The sequence below is a fragment of the Bradyrhizobium sp. USDA 3397 genome (assembly GCF_054060965.1).
Genome location: NZ_JBSSDS010000001.1, coordinates 3,444,654 through 3,469,184, shown reverse-complemented (window position 1 = coordinate 3,469,184; position 24,531 = coordinate 3,444,654). Strand labels below are relative to the sequence as shown.

At 56.7% G+C, this 24,531-nt stretch carries 14 protein-coding genes, 2 pseudogenes and 1 riboswitch; of the genes and pseudogenes, 9 read left to right on the top strand and 7 right to left on the bottom strand.

From position 1 onward, the window contains the following. The first annotated feature begins 556 nt into the window (after positions 1–556). Positions 557–757: riboswitch (cobalamin riboswitch) on the top strand. Positions 758–860: 103 nt separating this feature from the next. The 4 genes and pseudogenes from metE to ACVWYQ_RS16130 all read left to right on the top strand — a co-directional run bounded on the left by metE (position 861) and on the right by ACVWYQ_RS16130 (position 8,420). Further along, positions 861–3,191: a 5-methyltetrahydropteroyltriglutamate--homocysteine S-methyltransferase gene (gene metE, locus ACVWYQ_RS16145; RefSeq protein WP_456725930.1), complete on the top strand. Its 2,331-nt coding sequence runs from the start codon at positions 861–863 to the stop codon at positions 3,189–3,191. Between the two features lie 986 nt (positions 3,192–4,177). Beyond that, positions 4,178–4,966, top strand: a complete 789-nt coding sequence (locus ACVWYQ_RS16140) for an SDR family NAD(P)-dependent oxidoreductase (RefSeq protein ID WP_456725929.1) — start codon at positions 4,178–4,180, stop codon at positions 4,964–4,966. A gap of 238 nt (positions 4,967–5,204) precedes the next feature. Next, a pseudogene (gene nifA, locus ACVWYQ_RS16135) lies at positions 5,205–6,958 on the top strand (nif-specific transcriptional activator NifA). Positions 6,959–7,580: 622 nt separating this feature from the next. Next, positions 7,581–8,420, top strand: a complete 840-nt coding sequence (locus ACVWYQ_RS16130; protein ID WP_456725928.1) for an electron transfer flavoprotein subunit beta/FixA family protein — start codon at positions 7,581–7,583, stop codon at positions 8,418–8,420. 297 nt (positions 8,421–8,717) lie between these two features. Here the strand turns inward: ACVWYQ_RS16130 and ACVWYQ_RS16125 are convergent, their stop codons facing one another. The 4 genes from ACVWYQ_RS16125 to ACVWYQ_RS16110 all read right to left on the bottom strand — a co-directional run bounded on the left by ACVWYQ_RS16125 (position 8,718) and on the right by ACVWYQ_RS16110 (position 12,786). After that, positions 8,718–9,275 carry an NAD(P)-binding domain-containing protein gene (locus ACVWYQ_RS16125; protein ID WP_456727158.1) on the bottom strand — a complete coding sequence of 186 codons (558 nt, stop codon included), beginning with the start codon at positions 9,273–9,275 and terminating at the stop codon, positions 8,718–8,720. Positions 9,276–9,286: 11 nt separating this feature from the next. Next, entirely contained in the window at positions 9,287–9,967 is a 681-nt protein-coding gene (locus ACVWYQ_RS16120; RefSeq protein ID WP_456725927.1) for an HAD family hydrolase, read from the bottom strand. Positions 9,968–9,981: 14 nt separating this feature from the next. Continuing rightward, a complete protein-coding gene (locus ACVWYQ_RS16115; RefSeq protein ID WP_456725926.1) occupies positions 9,982–11,565 on the bottom strand; it encodes a hypothetical protein in 1,584 nt (527 codons plus the stop codon). Positions 11,566–12,132: 567 nt separating this feature from the next. Then, a complete protein-coding gene (locus ACVWYQ_RS16110) occupies positions 12,133–12,786 on the bottom strand; it encodes a hypothetical protein (protein ID WP_456725925.1) in 654 nt (217 codons plus the stop codon). Positions 12,787–14,175: 1,389 nt separating this feature from the next. On the opposite strand from ACVWYQ_RS16110, the gene ACVWYQ_RS16105 reads away from it, so the two are divergent. Further along, positions 14,176–14,652 carry an Lrp/AsnC family transcriptional regulator gene (locus tag ACVWYQ_RS16105; protein WP_456727157.1) on the top strand — a complete coding sequence of 159 codons (477 nt, stop codon included), beginning with the start codon at positions 14,176–14,178 and terminating at the stop codon, positions 14,650–14,652. Positions 14,653–17,317: 2,665 nt separating this feature from the next. Here ACVWYQ_RS16105 and ACVWYQ_RS16100 read toward each other — a convergent pair. Both ACVWYQ_RS16100 and ACVWYQ_RS16095 read right to left on the bottom strand, forming a co-directional pair. Beyond that, a pseudogene (locus ACVWYQ_RS16100) lies at positions 17,318–17,645 on the bottom strand (anthranilate phosphoribosyltransferase); the annotation flags it as partial. 814 nt (positions 17,646–18,459) lie between these two features. After that, on the bottom strand, positions 18,460–18,765 hold the full coding sequence (locus ACVWYQ_RS16095; RefSeq protein WP_456725924.1) for a hypothetical protein: 306 nt from the start codon (positions 18,763–18,765) through the stop codon (positions 18,460–18,462). A gap of 839 nt (positions 18,766–19,604) precedes the next feature. Between ACVWYQ_RS16095 and ACVWYQ_RS16090 the strand changes: the two genes are divergently transcribed. Then, complete coding sequence (locus ACVWYQ_RS16090) at positions 19,605–19,859, top strand: hypothetical protein (RefSeq protein WP_456725923.1); 255 nt, start codon at positions 19,605–19,607, stop codon at positions 19,857–19,859. A 330-nt stretch (positions 19,860–20,189) separates the two neighbouring features. On the opposite strand, the gene ACVWYQ_RS16085 is transcribed toward ACVWYQ_RS16090, so the two are convergent. Beyond that, positions 20,190–20,357, bottom strand: a complete 168-nt coding sequence (locus ACVWYQ_RS16085; protein WP_456725922.1) for a hypothetical protein — start codon at positions 20,355–20,357, stop codon at positions 20,190–20,192. A gap of 1,798 nt (positions 20,358–22,155) precedes the next feature. Between ACVWYQ_RS16085 and ACVWYQ_RS16080 the strand changes: the two genes are divergently transcribed. The 3 genes from ACVWYQ_RS16080 (at position 22,156) to ACVWYQ_RS16070 (ending at position 24,497) form a co-directional block, all read left to right on the top strand. Then, a complete protein-coding gene (locus ACVWYQ_RS16080) occupies positions 22,156–22,341 on the top strand; it encodes a hypothetical protein (protein WP_157286246.1) in 186 nt (61 codons plus the stop codon). After that, positions 22,323–22,742, top strand: coding sequence for a DUF7694 domain-containing protein (locus tag ACVWYQ_RS16075; RefSeq protein ID WP_456725921.1), 420 nt, complete (start codon positions 22,323–22,325; stop codon positions 22,740–22,742). The genes ACVWYQ_RS16080 and ACVWYQ_RS16075 overlap by 19 nt, the downstream gene beginning before the upstream one ends. A gap of 1,107 nt (positions 22,743–23,849) precedes the next feature. Continuing rightward, positions 23,850–24,497: an FkbM family methyltransferase gene (locus ACVWYQ_RS16070; protein WP_456725920.1), complete on the top strand. Its 648-nt coding sequence runs from the start codon at positions 23,850–23,852 to the stop codon at positions 24,495–24,497. Positions 24,498–24,531 lie beyond the last annotated feature (34 nt).

The window sequence follows — 24,531 nt, the reverse complement described above, 5'->3', positions numbered from 1 at the left end:
CATCCATTCAGATGCCAATCTGGTGGCGAGGGTAGATGTCGATGATGTGAATCGGTCCTTGAGGCAATACAAGAGTGGACAAAGCGCCTGACGCCGTGCGCGATCGAGGTGGCGCTAAGCTTCGGTGAACGTGGTGCGGTGCGGCGATTACGTGATCGATGATTGTTGCGCCTGAATTGGTCAACTCATTCAAGAGGTCCTACACGGCTTCGGGCAAGCCGCTCCACGAACGTGCCGACTTGATCAAGATTCGGAAGTCGAAGTCCAGACGCCTCCGCCTGCGCGCTCGCTGTTTCCGGCCACGACCGCACTTTGGATCATACTTTGGCGGTCGCCTCGGGGAGACGCTCGCAAATCGTATTGGAGACAGCCGAGTGAAGATCCTGCACGTGCACAAACGGGCGACTGAATATCTACGATCCACCGGTGCGCAGGTCACGAAAGGCCCGGCCATGCGGCGCATGCCTCGGATTGGGATGCCTCTCATTGGCGTGTGCCAAATCGGCGAGGATGAGGCGGTGATATTCAACGGTTGACGGAACGGTGGTTTTGCAGGTAGTTCATTTTCGTTCGAGGTTCTCTGGGTCCCGCTTGATCCGGAGCTAAGAGGGAAGCTGGTGTGATGCCGGCGCTGCCCCCGCAACTGTAAGCGGCGAGCCGCTGTCCAATAGTGTCACTGAAGCCGGTCGGCTTCGGGAAGGCCGGACAGCAGCCATGACCCGCGAGCCAGGAGACCTGCCCCGACAACGTTTTCGTCCACGGGCGGGGTGTCCCGGTGGTGCGTCAAGAAGTCGCCGCCGCGGCGGCCTTTACCTGTGCGCATCCACCATCGCCTTGCCCCAAACCATGGGGTTGAAGCGATGTCTAACAGTTCACTTTCCGTTGCCACGCTAGGTATGCCACGCATCGGTCCGCGCCGGGAACTCAAATTCGCGCTCGAGAGCTACTGGGCCGGTAAGTCAAGCGAAGCACAGCTTTTCGAGGCTGCGGCTGGACTTCGCCTCGCCAACTGGGCGCGGCAGAAATCGCTCGGCGCGACCATCATTCCTTCGAACGACTTCTCGCTCTATGACCATGTGCTTGATACCAGTGTGATGGTCGGCGCGATTCCTGACGTTTACGGTTGGGTCGCAGGTCCAGTGTCACTCAAGACCTACTTCGCCATGGCGCGCGGCGCAGGAGAGGATCAAGATGCGGATCGCCGGCACGGCCATCATCAACAGGGCCCGGCAGCGCAGGAAATGACAAAGTGGTTCGACACCAACTACCATTACATGGTGCCGGAATTTCGCAAGGACCAAACATTCAAGCTTTCCTCTCGTAAGCCGATTGAGGAATATGAGGAGGCAAAGAGCCTTGGGTACCAGACGCGCTGTGTGCTGGTTGGCCCAGTCACCTTCCTGAAACTCGGCAAGAGTGCAGATCCGGGATTCAATCCAGTGTTGCTGCTGGACCAGCTTCTACCGGTCTACGTCGATGTCCTTCGCGAACTAGCCGCGCGAGGTGCGGAGTGGGTTCAGCTCGACGAGCCCTGCCTGGTCCTTGACCTCGACGAGGTATCCCGCGGCGCGTTGCGGCGAGCCTATGCCCATTTGGCAAAGGAGGTGCCCAGCCTCAAAGTCATGCTGGCTACTTATTTCGGCGGCGTCGGCGACAACCTCGATACTGCCTTGGCTTTGCCGGTTGCCGGTCTGCACGTCGATCTGGTTCGGGCCTCAGATCAGTTGGGCGTAATCGCCGCCATAGCTCGCAGCGATCTCGTTCTCTCACTTGGGGTCATTGACGGACGCAATGTCTGGCGGTCCAATCTGCCGGACTTATTCAACAAGCTGGCGCCAGCAGTAGTGAAGCTCGGTCATGACCGCGTCCAGATCGCTCCTTCGTGCTCGCTCCTTCATGTCCCGGTCGACGTCGAGCTCGAAAGCGATCTCGATTTAGATGTAAAGAGCTGGCTGGCGTTCTCGGTCCAGAAGATCAAGGAGCTGACGACCTTGGGAAGTGCGCTCGCCGGCAAGCATGCCCGTGTATCGCGCCTCCTTGCGGCCTCCAAGCGGGCGGCTCTAGCGCGCGAGAAGTCGTCTAAGGTTCACAACGCCAACGTCACCCGGCGCATGACTACGATTGACCAAACAATGCGTCGCCGTCAAAGTCCGTACGCCAGCCGTGCCGAGCTTCAGCGCGCTCGGTTCGCCTTGCCAACATTCCCAACGACGACGATTGGATCATTCCCGCAGACCGCAGACATTCGCCGTGCCCGTGCGTCCCACGCGCAGGGAACGTTGTCTGCCGCGCAATACGAGAGTTTCCTCAAAGCGGAAACGGCGCGTGCGGTCAGATGGCAGGACGACATAGGGCTCGACGTGCTCGTGCATGGCGAGTTCGAGCGCAATGACATGGTGCAGTATTTCGGTGAGAAGCTGTCGGGCTTCGTCTTCACAAAACACGGTTGGGTGCAGTCCTATGGCTCGCGTTACGTCCGCCCACCGATTCTGTTTGGGGACGTCTCCCGTCCGAAGCCGATGACGGTCGACTGGTGGCGCTATGCGCAGTCGCTGACCGAGAAGCCGGTGAAGGCAATGTTGACCGGGCCGGTGACCATTCTGAACTGGTCGTTTGTTCGTGATGATATCTCGCGAAGCGAGGCTTGCCTACAGATCGCGCTCGCGATCCGGGACGAGGTGGTCGACCTTCAGAACGCTGGAGCAAAAATGATCCAGATAGACGAGGCGGCGTTGCGTGAGGGACTGCCGCTACGCAAATCACAGTGGAAAAGCTATCTCGATTGGGCCATAGACAGCTTTCGCATTTGCTCCTCAGTCGTCGCGGACGAAACGCAGATCCATACTCATATGTGCTATTCCGAGTTCAACGACATCATCGAGTCTATCTCAGCGATGGATGCCGACGTCATTTCGATTGAGACGTCGCGCTCGAAGATGAAACTGCTAGACGCCTTCCGAACTTATAAGTACCCAAAACAGATCGGCCCTGGTGTCTATGACATCCATTCGCCGCGCGTTCCTGAAACGGACGAGATGAAGAACCTCGTGACGCTGGCGCGCCAACAGCTCTCCGACTCCCAACTTTGGATCAATCCCGATTGCGGCCTGAAAACCCGAAAATGGGAGGAGGTGCGTCCGGCGTTGGTAAATATGGTCGCAGCTGCCCGGGAGCTACGAGCGGCAACTTGATCGCTGAGATCGTCAACGTTAACTTCCGTTCACGAGAACGCCGCTGCGTCTCGCAATCATATACCGCTTGAAAGTTAGTGAGCCTTTACGTGAACGGGATACTGCCGCGGGCCGAATAGGAGCTACTAGCGCGGCGTGCCGGCGGGCGGCGCGTCGAGGCTGGTCTCGCGCCACAAGGCGTGGCACACCAGACGCGCGAGCTCGGCGATGGGAATGTCCACGCCGGTGCTGCTGTTGAGGAACACGCGACGCAAATCCTTGATGGTGCATTGCCGACAATCATGCCGCCGACCTTGTGCCAGCGAGTAACGCCGCTTACGCCGCCTCCGGAAAACGGGGCGAGTCGTGGCCGCGCCATGGGATCGCCGCAGTAAGGACGTGCTTGACCGCGTCACTATGCACAATGCGCCCAGTGCTTTTGTTCGACCGGCCAGGAAGAGTGAACACGATGTCAAACGCAAGTCGCAGACGAACCTGACGTACGAGGCAGGTTACGTCTGATTTGCGATCGTAAGAGCGTGCGGCTAAGATCTTCCCGGCGGCTCCTGAGTAGGTATCGCTTGCTGTGCCAACGAGGCGCTTCGCTGTGGATCGGCTAATTCATGCAATTGAGCCAGGGGCCGATTCGACCGGGATCATGGTGTGGCTGGTACATCGTCTTCGCGCACGTCCGGTGTCTGCAACACTCTAGTCGTCGTCGCGGAAAGTATGATGCCTGAACAGGAAGCCCGACCACATGCGCTGGATGACATTGCGTTCACTCGCACTGAAAGGCGATGTTGGCCTTGTCGTGAATATGCGTTGTTGTCAGAAAGCGCACACGCAATGTTTGGAAGCGGTCAAGCTGTCCCCGAACCCGCCGCTGGATCGCTATCCCTTAGAGCTGTTCCGCTGCATCGGTGTGGCCCAAATCCTGCAGCGGAGTCTCCGGCGAGGCGATAGAATAGGAGGCGCGGTTGAGTCTTGATGTACTAGATGGCCACCCCGTGACGGACGTGGACTGCAGGCTTTTGGGCTTTGACGCCGGTTTCCAGCCGAAAGAGCGGAAGACACTGTTGCTGACTGGGGCGACGCGTGGAATCGGTCACGCCACCGCAAAGCTGTTTTCGGAAGCTGGCTGGCGCATCATATCTTGCGCGCGCCAACCGTTTAATGAGAAGCGATGCCCATGGAACTCAGGGCCCGACGACCATATCCAAGTCGATCTTAGTAACCACCGAATGCTGCCGCGCGCAATCGCCGAGGTGAAGAAGCGCCTCGCAGGTGCTCCCTTGCACGCATTGATCAACAATGCCGGCGTCTCGCCAAAAGGGCAGAATGGCGCTCGGTTGACCTCGTTGACGACGTCACTCGAGACCTGGATGAAGGTGTTCCACCTCAACATGGTGGCTCCCATCCTGCTAGCGCAGGGATTTTTTGACGAGCTAAGAGCCGCGTCAGGATCGGTTGTCAACGTGACCTCAATCGCAGGCTCGAGGGTGCACCCGTTTGCTGGCAGCGCCTATGCGACTTCGAAGGCAGCGCTCGCATCTCTTACACGTGAAATGGCACATGATTACGCACCGCATGGAATCCGCGTGAACGCAATCGCGCCGGGAGAAATCAAAACGGACATGTTGTCACCAGAAACGGAAGCGCGTCTCCTGCCGAGTATTCCGTTGCGCCGGTTTGGCACGACCGAAGAGGTCGCGAAGGTCCTCTTCTTCCTGTGCTCGGACGCCGCAAGTTATGTCACGGGCACTGAGGTTCCGATCAACGGGGGGCAACATTTGTAGTTGTCGTATCTGACATCCGCGGCTGAGGTAATCAGTCGAGCGCGTGTTCTCATTCAGGTTAGGCGCGGTGCGCCGCAAGAGCAAAAAAGTACCGTAAGCGCCGTTGTGCCATGAAGACCTGTTATCCTTCTCTGTCATCTCCTCAATTTGGCGCTTAGAGCGAGAAGACATGCAACACCAATCTCGTGAAGCCGAACAAGCCGCCAGGGAGGGCGATCATGACAAGGGAGACCTCCTCATGCTGCATATTGTGCCCGCAGGCGAAAGACCTGACTCGCAATCTGAGGCGGACCGTGAGGTGAGCATAGAGCCGTCGCTCGAGAGCGCGCTGTCAGGCATCCTTGAGATTACGAAGGTACTCACGTCTCCGTGCCGACTAGAGGTCACGTTGGCCAACGTCGTCGATCGTCTGCAATCGTTTGTGCAGATGCGGCAGGGCATCGTCTCGCTCTTCGACGATGATGGAATGCCAAACATGACCGTAGGCTCTGGCTGGAGCGAGGGAAGTGACGAGCGTTACCGAATGCGTCTGGCGCTAAAAGCAATCGATCACATCGTGGCGACGGACGGGCCGCTCGTTGCCGAAAACGTGACGATTGAGCCAGCCTTTACTGCCGCGGACATAGATATGCTCGGTGCGTCGAATGAGGTCGTGGTATCGTTCATCGGCGTTCCCATTCACATTGATGCGAAGGTTGCAGGCGCGCTAACTATTGACCGCATCGCGGACCACACCTCGAGTGTTCGACTCGATCATGACGCGCGGCTTCTTACCATAATCGCAAATCTGGTAGGACAGACAGTTAAGCTGCACCGCCTGTTCACCTGTGACCGCGATCGGTTGCTGGCTGAGAAGGACAGGCAGGAAGGGTATTTAGTCGAGCGTAAGCAGCATGCGAGGGAGCGCAAGAAAGTCCGTATCCCGGGCATCATTGGCGATAGCCCGCCACTGCGGGCCTTGTTAGAGAAAATCGCGGTGGTCTCCAGATCGAACAGCGCAGTGTTGCTGCGCGGCGAATCCGGCACGGGCAAGGAGCTGGTTGCAAAAGCCATTCATGAGCTGTCGCCACGCGCAAAGCGGCCATTCGTAAAACTAAATTGCGCTGCGCTTTCCGAGACGGTGTTGGAATCGGAATTGTTCGGTCATGAGAAGGGTGCCTTCACCGGTGCGTTCAGCTCGCGTAAGGGGCGCTTCGAACTGGCTGACCAAGGAACTCTCTTTCTCGATGAAATCGGGGAAATATCGCCCTCGTTTCAGGCCAAGTTGCTGCGCGTCTTGCAAGAGCAGGAGTTCGAGCGTGTGGGTAGCAACCAGACAATCAAGGTCGACGTTCGTGTAGTTGCCGCGACGAACAAGAACCTTGAAGAGGCTGTGGCACGAAATGAGTTCCGCGCCGACCTGTACTACCGCATTAGCGTGGTTCCGTTGCTGCTTCCGCCCTTGCGCGAAAGGCGTGATGATATTGCGCTTCTCGCTGCTGAGTTTCTTCGAAAGTTCAACAGCGTGAATGGCCGTACGTTGACCTTCGATCCGAGTGCGATGGAGGTGCTTATGAATTGCGGCTTCCCCGGCAACGTGCGCGAGCTTGAAAACTGTGTCGAACGGACTGCGACTCTGGCGCCCGGACCGTCAATCACCAAAGGTGATTTTGCGTGCTACCAAGGTCAATGCCTTTCCGCGAAGCTGTGGAAGAGCATGCCGCGCGAGACAACACTTGTGCGGGGGCTGGATGTACCGGTGCCTGTTAAGCCGTTCAGGGAGGCGACTGAAGCTGCTGCTCTGGCCCCGCCCGTCGGCAGCGAGGTCGCTCCGCTCGCACCTGCCAGCGCAGCTCTCGTAGGGAGTCGCAGGATTGCCGATCGCGAGCACGTCATTGCGGCAATGGAAAGGTCCGGCTGGGTACAGGCAAAGGCAGCGCGTCTGCTTGGATTGACGCCGCGTCAGGTAGGGTACGCCTGAGGAGATACGGGATCGAAATCAAGCGCTTCTAAAGCACGATGGCAGGTCATCGTTTAGCACGACGCCAACGCGATGTTACCGGCAACGGCGTGTCATCCGTTCCCGATCGCGGCTGCGCCTCGAGCTATGTCTATGGCCGGCCAAGCCGAGCACGTCGGCGAGCATCGGAACGGCAAAATCTTGCAACACGCGAACAGATGTCAAACATTGGCGCTTCGCCGCCCCTGAAGCTAGTTTACATCAATGGCAGCACGACGGCTGCACTGTCATTAGGAACGACAATGGCACATCCCTTAACCCACGGCCCTCAATCCCAGAACTGATGCCGCAGGAGAAGTAGGCCAATGCGAACTGGCCGTAGCAAGGCCGTAGACGTTGCTATCGCCGCTGCAGAAAAAGGATCCGCAGCCGGTCGATTCAAGCAAAGCGCATCTAGTCCATACCCTCCCGCCCTTAGGTCCAGATCAACGACAAATCAAGCTGGCTGCTGTTGCATCCACGACGAATGTCGGAGATCTATCGCCGGCCAAACGTCAGGATAGCACCACCAGCGTCATAAAAGCTCTTGTACCGGTCGGCCGTCTTTCGACACTGGCGCTATGGTACGACACTTGCTGATCGCTTTCCCAACTGTTGCAAAACATGGAGAAGTACATGCACATTGTCGTCTGCATCAAGCAGGTTCCTGACTCAGCACAGATTCGCGTGCACCCCGTGACCAACACCATCATGCGTCAGGGCGTACCGACGATCATCAATCCATACGATCTCTTTGCGCTCGAGGCAGCGCTGGAGCTACGCGACAAGTTTGACGGCGAAATAACCGTGCTTACAATGGGGCCAATGTCGGCCGAAGAGTCATTACGTAAAGCGCTGACCTTTGGAGCCGACCGAGCCGTTCTGCTCACCGACCGCTGCTTCGCGGGCTCGGATACTCTGGCAACAACTTACGCGTTGGCAGCCGCGATCCGAAAAATCGCCAAGGAATATGGGCCGCCAGACCTCATCTTTACCGGTAAGCAAACCATCGACGGTGACACAGCTCAGGTCGGACCCGGCATTGCGAGGCGGCTTGGCATGCTGCAGCTGACTTACGTCGCAAAGATCAGAACGCTGGATCTGATCGCGCGCACACTTGAAGCGGAACGGCGAGCGGAAGGCGGTGTCCAGGTTCTGCTTACGAAACTGCCGTGTCTCATTACCATGCTCGAGGCCACCAACCAGATTCGCCGCGGCGGGATGGCGGATGCGCTGCGAGCCGCCCGCGCGCCGATCTTGAAATGGAGCGCGCAGGACGCCGGCGTCGAGGACCTCTCCAAGTGCGGTCTCAAGGGCTCGCCGACAGTTGTCAAGCGGGTGTTCGCTCCCTCGGCGCGGGCTGGGAAAGCGGCGCTGGTGGAGGCTCCCGAGCAGCCGGCACAAGCCCTGATCGACGCGATTTTTGAGCACCAGCCCAACCTCGAAGCGGACCTCGCCGCACTGGCCCGCGAGTAATCTAGAGCGTTTTGCGATGAATCAGGCGGCCAGTGCACCCGCATTTCACGACGAAGTCAGCCATAGCCCAAAAAATCGATGCCAGAGCAGTCAAAGGTAAAAGCACCCAGGCCTTTGATCGACCGGTGCGCAGCGAAATGGAAGTGGGGGGCTGTACGATGTACATCGACCCTCGCCGTAAGAAGGCGTCAGGTTGTCAGTCAAAGCGAGGGAAGGCGCACTGTCCGAGCCCGTGGTACACAAGATCCGCGCGGGACGATCAGCGTCGGTCTCAAGTCCAGATGCATTCCCGTGGCGCTATGTGCTGTGATCGATTGTGGGAGTCCTCCGAACCAGGTCTCGTTTGCCAATCGCACGCCGCACTCGATATCCTTCCTGGCATTTGTGATCGATATTGCCAAAGGATCCGGCTTTTCGCCTAACAAGAAGGCCGGAAATTCTGAAGTATCTCGCTGTTGGTTGCGCCGCGACTGACCAAAGAGCGCAAGGTTGCAAGTCAACATCGATGGCCTCGGCAAATTGGCAAGCTCCGGCAGCTACCGCCGCTATGCCCATCGTCATGCTATTGTAGACAAGCTTGAGCTTATGGCCTTGTCCAATATCACCCACGTGGACAATGTTCTCGCAAAATGCGGTAAGAACACGAGCGGCGGCAGGAAAGGTGTTCTCATCAGATCCAACGATGGCGTTGAGATGCCCTTGTTCTGCTTGTTCAGGGCTTCGTGTTACGGGGGCGGGCAGCTCGGCGCCGTAACGCAAAAGGCTGATTCCTATGCTGGTACCCCTGCGTCCTGCGCCGATTAGGCCAATTCGTCGTCCTGCGGTCGCTGGTGTTGCAGTTGATAGGGGAGTCATGGCGTGCTTCATTATGAGGTTTCAAAAAGACCGCGGTCCTGCAGAATGGTCAGTAGCGTATGGTGGTCCTCAATGAGATAATCTGGTTGCGCCGCTTGCAAACGCGACTCGGATACGCATCCGCCCGTAATGGCTATGCTGATCAAGCCAAGATCGCGTGCAATATCCGTTTCGACAGGCATGTCCCCGATGATGAAAGTTGACCCGGGGTTCAGATTGTATGCCTGCATATATCGACGAAGCCGCTCCCCTTTGCTCATGCTCTTAAATTGAGTAGCCCGGCTTTCAAACGCCAGAACCTCCGCGACACAATCGTCGATGCCATGTCTTCGTAATTGGGTGCGAAGGGGATCGACTATATGATTACTGACGATAATGCTAGAAATCTCCTGTTGACGTGCTGTTTCCAGAATGCATCGCGCGCCTTTGCGTAAAGGGGCCTTGTCCGCCAGCGGCTCATAGGTGTCATGAAAGATGGCACTGCTATCGCTATCAACCGTCTCGATCTCACTATCCGACATTCCTAGATTGCGGTAGAAAACGGAAAGTGGAACGTCGAATCTGTCTCGAAAAGTCTGCATATCGATAGCAGCGCGGCCGAGGCGGCCGAGTATGATGTTCGTGGTTTGCAGCAAGGCGTCGGCATCGTCGAGGATGGTACCATTCCAATCGAACACAAGAGCAGGTTTCATCGTGGTCTCATTCACTAGACGTTTTCGTAGAGGTGATCGGCAATCAATCTGTTCAAGTTTTCATTTGCGCGTTTCTGCCCAGCAGGAGTCGGCATCTCGAACGTAAACGCAGAAAGATCGATTCCATCCTGGCCCTGTGGCAGCAATGAAAGGAGCGCTTGAAAGGGCAGATACGTGACAGTAGCAGCGTTGATCGATAGAGCGATTTTGTGTTGGATTACCCCGAGCGTTTGCGGCGCGATCTTATGGAAGCGCAGGCTTTCCTGCCTCGCTTCGGATGGTAGAGTTTTCCATACGTTCCAGAACGCTAGCTCATCTATCGTCTCGATACCCATTCCGTAGTAATTCGGCGCAACGATAGGCGGCGAACCGATTGCCCAATGCACAGCCTTGGCCCCGGCGCCAAGTAGCATTTCCGTGACTGCCCGGCTTGTGTCGCCACGAATGAGGGCTTCATCGGCTACGATGATGATTCTATCTGTAACGTCTTTGCCGTTGAGGCGGTACTTTTGCGAGATGAGCGAGTTGCGCTGGCCACGCGCGCCGATAAGCGTCCGCTGAAAGCGACTTACCGCGATAACTTCGTCTCGTTCGACCAGGGCAGGTTGCTGTTTGAGCAGGCTTGAAAATAAACCGTCGGCATATGGTCCACCGGTGCGCGGCATGGAAGCGATGATTATGGGAGCGGAGCTTGTTTCGACTGTTAATCGGGGCCAGAGAACGCGACCCAAGGTCATGCCTATATTGCGACGAGTTGTCAGATTAGATTGTCCGCGTACCAACGTTCTCGCGTTTGCCAAGTAAAGCGTTTCGTAGGCGCAAAGCTTGGGATTATGTCGAGCACGGCCCACAAAGCGATCAAGGCAAACACCCGTTCTGCCGTTGACAAGCTTGATGTGACTTGGCTGGATTTCGCCAACTTGGCCTTTTAGTCCGGAAAAAGCGCTGTTTTCCGAGGCAAAAAGTAGAAAGCCGTCCTCGGTTTGCATGAATTCCAAAGGCCGCAAACCACTGCGATTGCGGAAGGCGGTCAGATTTCCCAGGCCATCCAGCAAGAGTGCGCTGACAGCTCCGTCAATGAGGCCGTCGATTTCTTGAAAGACCTTCTCGTAGTCAACGGGCAGAGCGTGCTGCCAGTAATCCCTCTGACAAATGCGTTCGATGAGCCTGAGCAAGATCTCCGCATCCGACTTGCTGCTAAACAGATGACCTTCGGCGCGCAGTTCTCCGCTTAATTCATCAGCGTTGACTAAAGCCCCGTTCAAACAAACCGCCAAATGACGGAAGCCGGCCTTGTGATTGTCAAGCGGCTCCAAGTCAGCGTAACTCGTGCCTCTGAAAGATGGGGTGCGAACGTGTGCAATTGCTGCATTCGATCTGAAGCGCGCATCCTGCTCATCATGATCAATCCCTGCCAGTTTGCGAGGTGGCCGACATGATTTCGTATACTGAAAGCCTCCTTCATGCATAAACGCGGCAACGCCGAACCCGGCCTGTCCTCGGTTTTCAAGCTTCGGCACCATGTGCTTGAGCTGATCATAAACGGTCTTCTGTGAGCGGCTTGAAGGCAACACAAATGCGCCTGCAACACCGGACATGCTATGTCTCCTTGACTGTGAGTATGGATGCGGCCATTGGGGCTTGTTGTTCTTCATTCCTGTTCGGTTGCAGACATTCATGTCTGGAACCGAACACCGCGCGGAAGTAGCCCGCTCGGCTGGCGCGAAGCACATGGTCTTGCACCTTTGGCAAGCAAGGCGCGTACCAAGGTCCCTTTATGGCGCGTGAGGCTACGTCAGTCGGCTAAGGAACGGCCGATCTGGAGACTGAACAAGCGAGACGGTGTGTGGTCGCAGTATCTTCGCTCCGACAGGCAGGGGTGACGGTTAAGCTCTGTCGTCCAGGCTGGAACCAATATCACTGGTGTGCCGTGTGTGGCCAGTGCGAGGCAGAACGCGAAGAACAGCCTCGAGGATCATCTTCACGCGGAATCCAGAGGCGACTGCTGAGCGCGAAGTCAAATCTTCACATTCTGTTGTGGAAACGCAAGTGGAATGGAAAAGCTGAAAACGAAATTGACTGCAGAAGGACTGCACTGCCTCTGAGGCTCTCTACAAAGCTTGTACCAAAAAGTGCAACTACTCGAATCGCTTGAACTCACCGCTTTACATCGGCCGCTTTAGAACCATCCGTTCCGAGAGCGCCAGCTTCGGCGCCGACGATCCGTGGCGGTGACTGATGTGCACCAACTCCATGTCGGAGCCGACCGGCACGGTCAGGGCTTCTGGCGGTAAATAAAGAATGCCGTCGAGATAGGACCCCAGCCGACTCTCCACGGTTGTCGTCTCACAAGTGCAAGTAGCCGCGAACATTGTCCTGAAGCCCGAGCTTCCGAACCATTCCATACGACTAAGCTCGAGCTCCTGCCCGGCCTCATGCGGCTCTCCAGCATTCGATAATTCGATGATTGACGCTGGTGGGAAGTTTATGACGCCGGTTATGCCGGCATCTTTCAGGGCGTCGACAAAATCTTGCCAGCACGCGAACGGATCGATCATCACCATCGCTGCGTAGACCTGTGCGGATGTGGTTTTATCAATAGTGCGCACGCTTTGCAAAAGGCAGTCGTTCCAATCGACGACAGGCAAGGTTGCCATCACGAGCATGGAGCCCGCCGGAAGGCTGCGCAAAGATGGCGCGTAGATTTCCAGGAACGCGCCTTCGGGTTTAGCCGATAGCTGAGTGGCCAGCTTACCGAAAAATGTGGCCTTCACCGCTTCTACCCGATTGTACGCACCCGCACGACCGGGCATTGTCATTCCCAGTCTGCAGCATGCTTGACTTTGGCTAGGACAACGCATAACCTGAAATCGATTTCATTTGCAAGTATGACAATGCCATAGCTGCTGTGAGGCGAAGCCTGAACTTCCGAAGGGCATTCGGGTCCTGAGCTTCATGACATGCAGTTTTTCACCGGTCTGGGCACGGAGGTGCTTGTGGTGAGCGTTCGGAAGGGGGCGTTCAAGCGGAAACGCAGCGGGAGGATGCTCAATCGTCGATCGATGTTGCTTCTGGCGGGCACCTCATCGAGCGCAGCATCGTGCTCGCCCCGAGAAAAGGGCAAGAAATTGCAATCGCGTGACACCTGATCGCAACGAGACGGGGCGGCGGGAGCGCCTATCAGTCTGTCAGTCACCTCTTGGCACAAGGTGGCGAGCTAGCTGAAGTGCGTTTGCCACCACAGAAGCTTCGCGCAAACAGAGATGGGATTCTGAAAGAGCTCAATTAACACGGGAAGCAATTGAACATCTCTGGGATAGAGGCACCGTGTCCTCTCGCAGCCGAACAAGAGCAGGCCTCGCTCAGAAGCGTGCTTTGGCAACTGGCAGTCTCTGATGCTCGACAATTGCCGAAGCAGCGCTCAGCATCTGTTCTTGGATCATACCGTTTATCTCTCGAACGTCTCGCTATTCAAGAAGTGAGTCGCCGAATCTGACATGAAGCTGTGCAAGATGGGCGCGGTCTTACAACGTCCATTTGCCGAGGATCACCCAGATGCTGAACTCAGGAGCCGGCAACCGATGACACCGATCTGGAATACTGAAGATTGAACGCGGGGCCTCGCCCAAAGTGGAAGCAGGACAGCTCGATTCGTTCCACTAACTCTGCGCAGGAAAAGAATGAGAAAGTGGGGCTAAGGCAATGAGTTGAACCAACACAGTCCTCAGCTTCTGGTGGATGCTCACAACAACAACCACGATGTCTTTGCACCGGCCTGCAAACGAGACCAGAGTAAGCTCCTCCGCAGGGTGGCTCGAAGCCGATGATCGGTTCGCCAAGTCAGTTGCTGCCGGAGCAATGCAGAGGCGGGTCTTGGGTCCTACTATCTTCCTGGTCGCCCCCAGGCGCTCGACGTCGGGTGGTGGTCTTTTCAAGTCTGAGGCGGTGCGACATCCCACGAAGCAAGTTCACACGAAGCGGGATTGATCGAGGCGACCGGCGAGGTCAATCCTCGTGAGTTCCGTCTGGGTCCCTGAGCCGACCACATCTCCGTATTGAGACTTCCAACTCGAAAGGGCGCTCGTCAGCTGAAGACTTAGATCCGTTAGAGGTGCTAGGGAGGAGGTTTAAAGATGACGGGATCGCTTGACGGAAGCATGTCGCACGCTTGCACCAGGCAGCCGCACTCGACGGGCCGCAGTGCTGCCATGGAAATTGATAGAATTGATGCTCGTATACTTGATCTCCTGCAGCGCAACAATCGCCTGAGCAGTGAAGAACTCGGCGCGAAGGTAGGCTTATCTGCTTCTGGAGTTCAGCGCCGACTTAAGCGCCTACGAAGGCAAGGCGTGATAGAGTCAGATGTCTCAATCATCTCGCCAAAAGCGATCGGCCGAAACGTGACTATGCTTGTCTTCATCTTCTTTGAACGCGATCGCGCCGACATCATTGATCGTTTCAAGCGGGGCATCCGCAAGATGAACGAGGTGATGAGCGGATTTTACGTTACCGGCCAAGCCGATTTCATCCTGCTAGTGACTGCGAACAATATGGAAGAATACGAGCACTTCACCCGTCGCTTGATAAGCGAAAACCCAGATATTAAGAGGCTTGAGACTATAGTCGTCCTAGATCGAGTCAAAGCCGGGTTCACTTTACCGATGGGATTTCTGGCCTGCTGGTGACAAATCGTGCTCAGACTGTGATAGTCTGTCGATGCGGCCTGGTTGGAATGAGCAGGACTGAAAAAACTTGATGTGGTGGAACGGCGCGCTCCAACCGCATCAAAGTGCTAAATGTGCTTCAACTCGAATCGCCACTTCACCGCCGGTTGGAATTGACGCCGCGGTCTCATTCAAGCGGAAGCAAAGAGCGGCTCGGACGAATATCGATGGGAAATCCGGAAGTCCGCTCTGGTCGTTGTCGGGGTGACAGCCGTCTTGCGGGCTGTCCGAAACGACGCTCGGGGGCGCGGATGAAGCGACTTCTCGCCAGGCACCCCGCTAAGATTGCCGCCGTCGCGCAGACCAATAAGACGGCGTGTATGATCTGGGCGCTTGTGAGCAAGGGCGGAAAGTCGTCCCGACCGATTAGGGACTACAACGGTGACGCAGTGATCGGCACAGCGATCTGACCGGCGCAAGCCGGTAGAGGGCAATGTGCAACAACAGGCGATGAACCCACTGACGGAAATCGCGAAACGAACGAAGCTACTGCTCCCATTTGCGCTCAACCGCGCAAACCTGAGTTAGCTTCTCGTTCCGCCGATCTCATCGAGGCCAGCGGCCATATGTGCCGCGCGCAACGGCCGGACATATGACCGCATCGTTCCACGTGCGAAAATCGACTGAAAAGCTCTTGCGTCGGCCGCCGTTCCACATACGTGATGACATCGGAATCGCCACGCCTCGGTGCGCGCGTATCCACGCTTGGCGCTGCGCGAGTGAAGTTGCGCCTTCGGCTTCATCGACCATTTCCTTCGCCGATCGCGCTCGCGACAGCCGACAAGTTGCCTGCAGAAGTAGCAATGAGTGAGGTGGAACGATCATGGCCCGCACTAGCCTCGATCTTGCGCGCTTAGCCTGTGGCCGTAGTCCTGATATCATCGCACTCGCTGGTGAGGGACGCCGATACGCGCGACCGGCAGTATGGCCTCAACTTGCAGCGCTCATCAAGTCTGCGCGAGCGAGACGCGAGTCAATTGAGCAACTGGTCTCCTCAGCCGCGGTCGAGCACACAGAAACAGCGTTAGTCGCCTCACTGCGGTTGCCTTTGAGTTGATCGGTATCCGACGTTTTCAAAGACGAAGTCGGCCCTGCCATGTCTTCGGGGCGGTAGATGTTGCGCGGCTCGAGTCCACGACAAAAGCGCCATGACGCTCGTCAGCCGGTCGAGATCAGGGCCTCGTAACCGCATCTATTCGGGGCCGACAGCGAGCGCGTGCACACGCATGGGCATGCTCGTCAACGGTGCAAGACCCTTAAGGGTTTTCAACAGGAGTCACTTATACTGAAGATGACTGCGCAATGCGTCACGCTCTTCGCCAAGATCTCGGAGTCATTCAGCGTTATCGGATTGTATCTCTTGCCACTCGATGCGATCCGCGGCTGTCCACACGTAAGACTCTCTGCATCACACAGTTCAGATGATCCAGTCCAGCGTTGTGTGGAAAAACTGAACTGCCCGAGGGAGCGGCGGAAAGCGCCTTGGCGCCTGCAAGATCACAGTCCTTCTTTGGCTTTGATTTGTGACTTCTTTGGAGAGTAGCGGCCGCCATCATTCCTTGGGATCCCACTGTTCAATCTCACAAGCCAGAAAACTTGTTGTGGTGTAATGGCCCACTCCAACCGCATCAAAGTGCTAGAACGTGGTCGTGTTCGAAAGCCACAAAGGAGGGGCCGTTCCGTGAGGTACGTTATCACCCTCGGCCTGGAAATGGCCAAGCACGTTTTCCAGGTTCGCGGAGCGAATGCCGAGGGCGAACCCAGTTCGGAAGCGGCGGCGCAGCGAAGTTCTGCGTCTCTTCGAGAAGCTGCCACCATGCCTGGGTGGGGATGATGCATGCGGTAGCGCCCATTATTGGGCACAGTCGCAGCTCTCAGTCATGCGGTGCGGCAGATCGCAGTTCAAACGAGATCGACTGATGCTCTTCGCGCTAGAACAGGGTTACCATTCGTTCTTCGCGACCACGAATGCATGCTCGGCCGCTGAGCGGGTTCGCAAATCGCCCCAACGTGGATCGCATCGTTCTTCTGTCGCTTCAGAACGGATTTACGTAGGCCGGCGCGATCAGCCGAAGCTCGTGGTCAAGGCGGTAGTTGGCGAGCCTATGAGCCTCGCCTCATGCCTCCAACGCGACGGTGCAACTCGACTGAGCTGCGAACAACTCCAAGACCTAACCTCGGCTGATCCGCTTCCTGAACAACGTTACCGCCTCGGTCCACCCGCGAGCGTGAAGAACGTGCTTTGGCTGGGATAACATTTGAGATGGCCGCTTTCCTTCAAGTGGTGCTCTACGCCTCCACTGACGCATCGGTGCCGTCGGCAGGCGTCCACCCCATCATAAATGGCTCAGAGCTCGCCTTTTTGCAGCGAGAAGATGCTTATCAAGCGTTGCGTGCAGCGCATCCCGCAAATCTGGAGGGATTGAGCTGTCTATATCGATCATCTCCCGAAATTTCCGAATAATGTGTTCTATCTTTGCCACAGAGGCGAGTGCTTCTTCCATTCGTGACGTTGTCATGGCTTATTCCTTGACGCGCTCGCATTATGCTGAGAACCTAAGCTTCGGCCATCGCTTCCGATCGTCTCGGCGGCGCTGGTCCTGAGGAAACCGCGCGCCTATCTTGGTTTGGCCACGGTCACGCCAGCCCCAGCTACGATGAAGGAGGCGCGTGTTGACACGTTGAGCGAGCCCGACAGGTCTCCGCCTATGTCAACGATGTCAACGCGATCGGGTGGCGCACTCACTCGGACCATTTGTGCTCCTCATCGCGCAACCAGCGCCGACCACTTCTTCGACGGTGTCGCCACGCACGCGCATCGCCATCAATAATCCCCCGATCTGCGAGGAGGGCGCTTGGACCGACACCATGGTGTCGAGGGCTGTCGCGGGTTCCTCATGGGTCAGCGGGGCGCGGGTGGCAACTTTGTTAATGATCGATTGGAGGGCGTTCATTGTTCTGCGCCGCTTTGTCGTAGTCCAATTGTCCGGTTGCGCTTGCGAGTGCGGCCTCAACCCGCCGGTCCACCTCATCTTCTTGCCGACTCCACGCTTGTTCTCTGCTGATGGCCTACCTAAAGGCTGTGCTCCCGTCGGCTCGATCCGAATTCGACGGTTGCGGGATGGCGTCGGCTAGATGCGGTGCTCTCAGTCGAGCACCATAAGATCGGCATCACTTTGGAGTCTCCTTTCTGCGTTCAAAAACCCGGGCACTTGAAAAGGACTGCGATTTCCAAGTAGGCCCATGCAGCGCCGCTATTCACTCCGCTCGGACCTCCTGTTCGTCGTCGAGGTCTGCGCGGCTCAGCTTCGCTCGGCGATCCTACAACCTGACGCTACGCAAGATTCAAGATCTCTATGAGATTAATTCAGGAGATTTGGACTGCAACGCATGCGCGCAATGTCTCCTAATTGACCGCGTCTTCTTCTGATACACGCCGCACGGCGCTGAATCCTTCACTGTGAGGGGCGTGACGGGTTGCATGGCCCCTGGTAGAAGTTATCGATGGTCGATGTGACCCAGCCTTCATTTGAAGGGACCGCTCCTCGATTGGCGTTCCAACCCAGGCGCAGGTGGGTAGATGATCGAGTAACCGATGCTTACATCAACAGCCCCCTGCAGGTGGAGTCTCCAGTGACTGCGATGATAGTCGGCATCCACATGCGGACGATGATCATCCGTGTGTCCGCGGGCAACTGGACGCCTGAATCTTGTCAGGGAAGCCGCAGTATGGGAGCCGAGTGAACGTGCATGATGGTTCGCCATACCTCACTTCAAATCTGGCTTTGCTCTGGCGGTGTCGCGAGCGGAGATCACGTAGCGACATTGATGACTCAAACTTGCCTGCTTGGCTCTGAGACACGCGGTGATCGCAGTGGCATCCGGGATGTGGTTGCTACACAGGCGAAACACGTCCTGTATGCAAGCGTCCTTCTCCGCGTCGGTCGGTGGCTGATCTCCCGCAGCAGCGAGTTCGGTGCGTAAAGATACAGTTCCAACGCTAACAAAAAAGAGGATTGCATAGCAGATAGTTTTGGGCGGCAAATACCAGTGCTTTGTTTGTGTGAGAGCCACGATATCCTCCTCAAGAGTACATTGGCGTTATTGGTGATCGTACGCCAGGCGCGATCCAGCCTGTTGTCCAGAGAGACAGGCTGGAACATTCAAGGCGATAATGGCGGAGAGAAGTGCTTGTCTCGTACGTGCGAACCGAGGGATTCATGAGACCACGATTACAGCCAGCATGATGAGATCGTCGTCATCCCGCGAGTTTGCGCCGAAACAGTCTGCTGAGACTGCTGTCGGAAGAAAAGCGCGATTAAGGTTTGAGAGTAAGATGCCAAACTGCTTTCCGAACGCGCCGAAGAGATGCGGAGGTCATTGGACGAGATCTCGCGTGTTCGCCGGGCCCCGACCAGATATGTCACACGAGCGTCATTTCGGTACAGTGCGTTGCCCACTGATCCTTGCAGGGTGAGTGTAGAGGGCGAGGCATGCGCAGTTCTCATTAGCTCTCAGGGCGGTCTAGAGTGTGGGTGAGGCACCAATTGCGAGGATCTTACAATCTAACGCTACGTGCGATTCAAGGCCTTTCGAAATCCGATGTGTGAATTTGTCTGAACTTGTACATTTGAGTGCGTTCTGGCGCGAACCGTAAGCGGAGTGTGCCGGACGAATCGCCTCAGTTTTGACAAACAGCGATCGACTAGGGGCTATGTAGGACTGCGGGGCGGGCGCGGTGTTTGCGAGTTAGTGTCTGAAAAGAACCGTGATCTAATCGGGAGCGTCGTGAAGTGCACGTAGCGTCTGTGTTTGATCAGGACGCTGGGATAGAATGTTGGTGGCTCGCGACGAGAGAGAGTGTTTGCAGATGGACATGTTGGACAGGGTCGGGCAAATCGGATTAAGTAAATGTGCGGAGCACCAAGGTCGCATTTTTGCAGTATACGGATTGCATGTTCAGCGCGATGAATCCGAAAGAAATCTCTGCGATCCCGATCACTGGCGAGGCCATGCGGAAGCAACGCGAATGGGCATTTTTGGCTGACGGAAAAGCTGGCGCGGCGGCTGTTCAACATCGCCACGAGTATGACAACCTGGCGCGGCGCGCCCGAGAGTGGCGGGCGTGCATGAACGATCGCGAGTCAGTCGCCAGCCGGCAGTTCTAGTGCTCCGCAGCTTCTCGACAGAACCTCGAACGGGTCGCCAAGGGCAGGCAGGTCTATTCCCTGGCTGAAGACCGTGGCATCGACCGAATATCTGACTTCCGTCGCTAGCTGCGTAGCGCCCTCGGGCTCTCCGGCCGGACGCTGGATGGTGAGCCATGCCGCGCTCAATTCGACTGTCTGCAAGCTACGTACGCGCGTTCTATTAAGAGGCCTAAAGCCAGTCCTGAGGCCGCAGCATGCGCCAAAGGCGGGATCGTCGACCCCCTCCGGGGCGGCGGGCCGCTTTTGGCAGTTCACGGCTGCCGGGATGCATGCCTTGACGAGTGCATTTCAGTAAAAGAGCGTGCCGACCGCCCACCATATCCCAACCCAGAGCAGCGCATTGAAAAGAAGCGCAGCAATCAGCCCGTAGTTCCAGACCCTCCGCGGTTGCGAAGCATTAATATGCGAGCTGCGATACGCAGTGTTGCGTTCGAGCATCGGCTGTTTGATGGGCACGCGTTCTTCCTACACTGATCTAGAGCTGCCGCGAGATTTGCCTCGGAGCGGCTTTCAACGAAAGCCGCGTCGCATCGCCGGCGACTGTCATCCTCAGCAATCTGCATGCCATGCGAAAAAAAGGGTCGCAGCGCTGAAGCATATGAGCTGAGCCGATTTCCGAGCCACATCAGGGAGTAGTTTTAGCGAGGACATTGTCGGTTTTGCAACATTGACGTCTTCGACCTGACCGACACGACAACGCGTTCCTCTCATCAGAAGCATGCCTGCACGAGCTGGCGTGTCTTCATTCGCTGGCGCTATTCTCGGAATTGCTCAATCAACGCGACGATGTTTTTCAGCTGAGAGTCTCTGTTTGCGTGTGCGTACGCGCGCACCGTGAATGAACTTGAACCTTTTTATGGCGGCTGGGCGAGAAGTCGGCTGGTGAGACAACTAAGGAAGGTGTTCTCCATGGCCAGGGCTGGCAGGACTGTCTTGGCCAAGGCTGCCGTAGCACGGTGCACCCGCGGTCTGCGGCGCAGTGGACGTTCAGCCTCACATCAGTTCTTCTCCGTCAGATATTCGAGCATTCTGTTGCAAGCCCCCTCAGCCGTGGCGAACGTTCGGAAGGGCGAACCACCGACTTTTATGGCGCCACGGCAATCGCCAAGTGGTCGCCAAGACGCCACATAGCCGGAACGTCCGTGAAAGCCGGGACCGGTCGGGGTCTCATAGGTGATCACAAATGAGAAACCATCCTCCGTTGCGCTCCATACTTCCAGATGCTCGATGGCTCGGTGAAAGTGAAGGGTCATCGCCAGTCGTTCACCTGTAGTTGGAAGCGTGATGCGAGAATTGAAATGGACTGGATGTGTTGTGTGGCCGCAGAGGCGTCATTGTCGCCCCGAAGATCGGTCTAAGTGACGTTTGGGCGCGGCATCGACGATCGCTGCAAGATAAGCCGACACGAACTCTACAAAGCGGTCCACCCCACCAGTTAGTCACTCTCTTGCGATAATCGGGCCAGTTGCGATGTTGCCCTTCAAAAAAGGTAGCCGCGCTCGGTTTGAGCATGTCATGCAAGTTAAATGTCTGAGGCCGTACGCGCGCACCAACGGCCAGTTAGACCCGACCGGGGAGCGGGCAGAGCGATCAGTCGCGCCGAAACACTTGCTCCTGTGAATGCGCCACCTGCGCCTCTGTCACATTGCAAGCGCGGTGCCGAGATCCCACCGATTCGCTATTGGCCGAAATCCTGCACCGTGTCTTGCGGTCCATTAGTCCTTTTAAAGTTATCGATGATACAGCTGGAGCGGTTGCATTTGCAGAGCGACTCATGAGTCACATCGGGTCGCAAGTCGTCGGTGAGGCGAGAAGTGTCAAGATGAGTCTGCCCCTGGATCGCATGGAGAGCCTCGGCGTCAAGGCAGTCCAAATTATCAATGAACCGCTAATTGGCTACCCAGACGATGGCAGCGCTAGTCGGCTGCTAGGCGTAGAATTGGTCCGTGGCGCCACACAGATGACTTATTGCCACTGTTTCAGGCTCGGCGGGCAGCGACGGCATACGAATGCCTAGGTAGTACATCGGGAGGCACGATCGATCGGGATATCATCGCGTTTGCGACCAAACCCGGGGAGGGGGCTAGATAGGCTGTTCGCCACTCCGGATTACGTTGCCAGGTCTCAATGCACCGGGGATGGGATATGAGCAGCGACATAGTCCAGCGTCTCTCTGTGTCAGCCTGAACGGTGGGCGAGATGGGCGGGCCGCCTGCGCCCATTGAGTTCAACAGAACTCGGTGGAGTGCGCTAGATGCTCGACGTCTACCGCTTGCTTAACCGGTGGGTGAAGATGCATCAGTATGCCGAGCCATGGTGCTTGAGCTTGGGGCTCAGGAGCGAGCTGGCGCCAATTGACGAGATGCAGAACAACGTCATCTATGTGGATTTCAACGATATGCGCGGAGCAAAGGAGACAGCGTGCGATCGCAGATCATAGAAAAGCTTGAGGCGGGCCGCATACGATCGGGCCGACTTGCCAGCGCTCCTGGATCAGGTCCTTGCGGTCACTTTCTTGTGCAAGGGCCCTGTGGCTGTCAGCTCAACATCACCGCACTCGTCCGCCCAGGCTGGGAGCATGTCTCCGTCTCGACACTACGGCGTTGTCCAAACTGGGAAGAGATGTGCTTCGTCAAGGACCTGTTTTGGGACGAAGAGGAATGTGTGATGCAGCTGCATCCGCCCCATTCGCAATACGTGAATAACAGCCGGTACTGCCTGCATCTCTGGAAGCCCATCAATCGGGATATTCCGATGCCGCCACCGGGCTTCGTGGGCATCGTTGGGCTGGGACCTTCCGAGGCAGCTACCTTGCTTGCACAGATGCAAGCGATATCGTGATGGGCTGCATGGATAATCGAGGAGGGGCTTCTGCTCCGCTTACACCTTCGATAGTTCCATAGGCGAAGCAAGCGCCCTTGATGGAAGGCAAAGACAGACGTCGATTGCGATGTCGCCGATCAATCGGCACGTCTCGCCTTACGCCAAGAGCCAAACTGGCAATATTGGCATTCCGGTGGCCACGGCTGGGCTGGCCTCACCTTCGCGCGCTACCCCGACGGAGCCGGCGCTGCAGGCTTTAAGTGGCCGCTCCGTCGGGGCAAGTTGCGTCTTCCGTAAGAATGCATCAGATCGAATCTTGCGCCAGCATTTGCTCCGGCAGGCAGTCATGATGGACTGTTTCGCCCAGACCAAGGGTGCACTGGCTGACCTCTCGGTATCGAGGCAGCCGGAAGGTACTTGGCGATGTCAGATATCATCTTTGATGCCGAGCGGCATTTCGGGATGCCCGCTTTCACCAATCGCGAGCGGCTACGGGCCGATGTCGTTCACGCGGTCCGCTTGCTAAGCTTCCGCGGTCGGCCCAATAGCGGTGTGCCGGCCTCAGGTGACCCGTTCGGGAGCGTGTTCCATATCGCTCTTGGACGTGGGGGATCGCGCGTCGGCCCGCGTCCTTCAAAATGGAGGTGATCCCAGACATCACCTCGATCCAGTCCTCGGGCGCGGCACAGACGCTGGCGCTGAACGATGTCGGCCAACCTTTCCTGCGGCCGTCGGGCGTGAGTATCCGGTGCTGGCAATGACTTGTTAGCACGATACATAAATCGCCTACGCGCATCCGACGCGACTTTAGTGTTTCGAAGACTGATGGCGTAGATCCCAGGGGTAGTCGATCTGAGTTTAAAATCGGCCCCATCGCTCAAATTATGAGAGTGGGCCAGTCAGGGATTCAGGGGCATCATTGAACTTGGACGATACGTGTCGCCGGTAAGCATCAGCTCCTTCTTCGAGTTGCTTACGACTTCTCCATCCGGTCGTCCTGGGCTGTCACGCCGGCTTGCATCATATCCAGTGATGTAAACTATATACGTTGATATGCGTTGCGGCGGTACCTATGGCGTGTGATTTCGCTCTAGAAGAGGGAAGCTTTAGTGGATCTGCGCGCCAATGGAAAAAGTCGACGAACATCAGCACATACTTTCGCTGCTTCAGAAGAAAAATCCGGTTATCCTGGACATCGGTTGCAACGATGGAACGGATACGAAACAGTTTCTCAAACTGTGTCCACACGCCCAACTATACTGCTTTGAGCCGGATCCCCGAGCGAGCGCTCGCTTCAAGAAGAACATGGGTCCGGATCTTGACAAGGTGAGTCTGTTCGAGATCGCGATCAGCGATCGAAACGGGAGGGTCGATTTCCATCCAAGCAATGGAGAAGGAGATGCAAAAGAATGGGACCTCTCTGGCTCAATCCGCCGTCCGAAAAATCATCTTACCGAATATGATTGGGTCCGCTTCGACCGTCCCATCTCAGTTGAAACCCGACGCCTGGACGACTGGTGCAGCGAAGCGGGTCTGAGCAACATTGATTTGATCTGGATGGATGTGCAGGGAGCCGAATCTGATGTCATTGCTGGAGGAATGCAGACCTTGAGCAACACGCGCTTCATCTACACGGAATATAGCGACCAGGAGCTCTACGAAGGGCAGTTGTCCTTGCGAGCCATCCTCAATCTATTACCATTCTTCGAAGTGTCGACTCACTACCCGCGCGCAGTGGAAGGCGATGTCTTGCTCAAGAATACGCGTTTTTGAGGCAAATCCCTTCATCTGCACTGGTGCGGAAGTG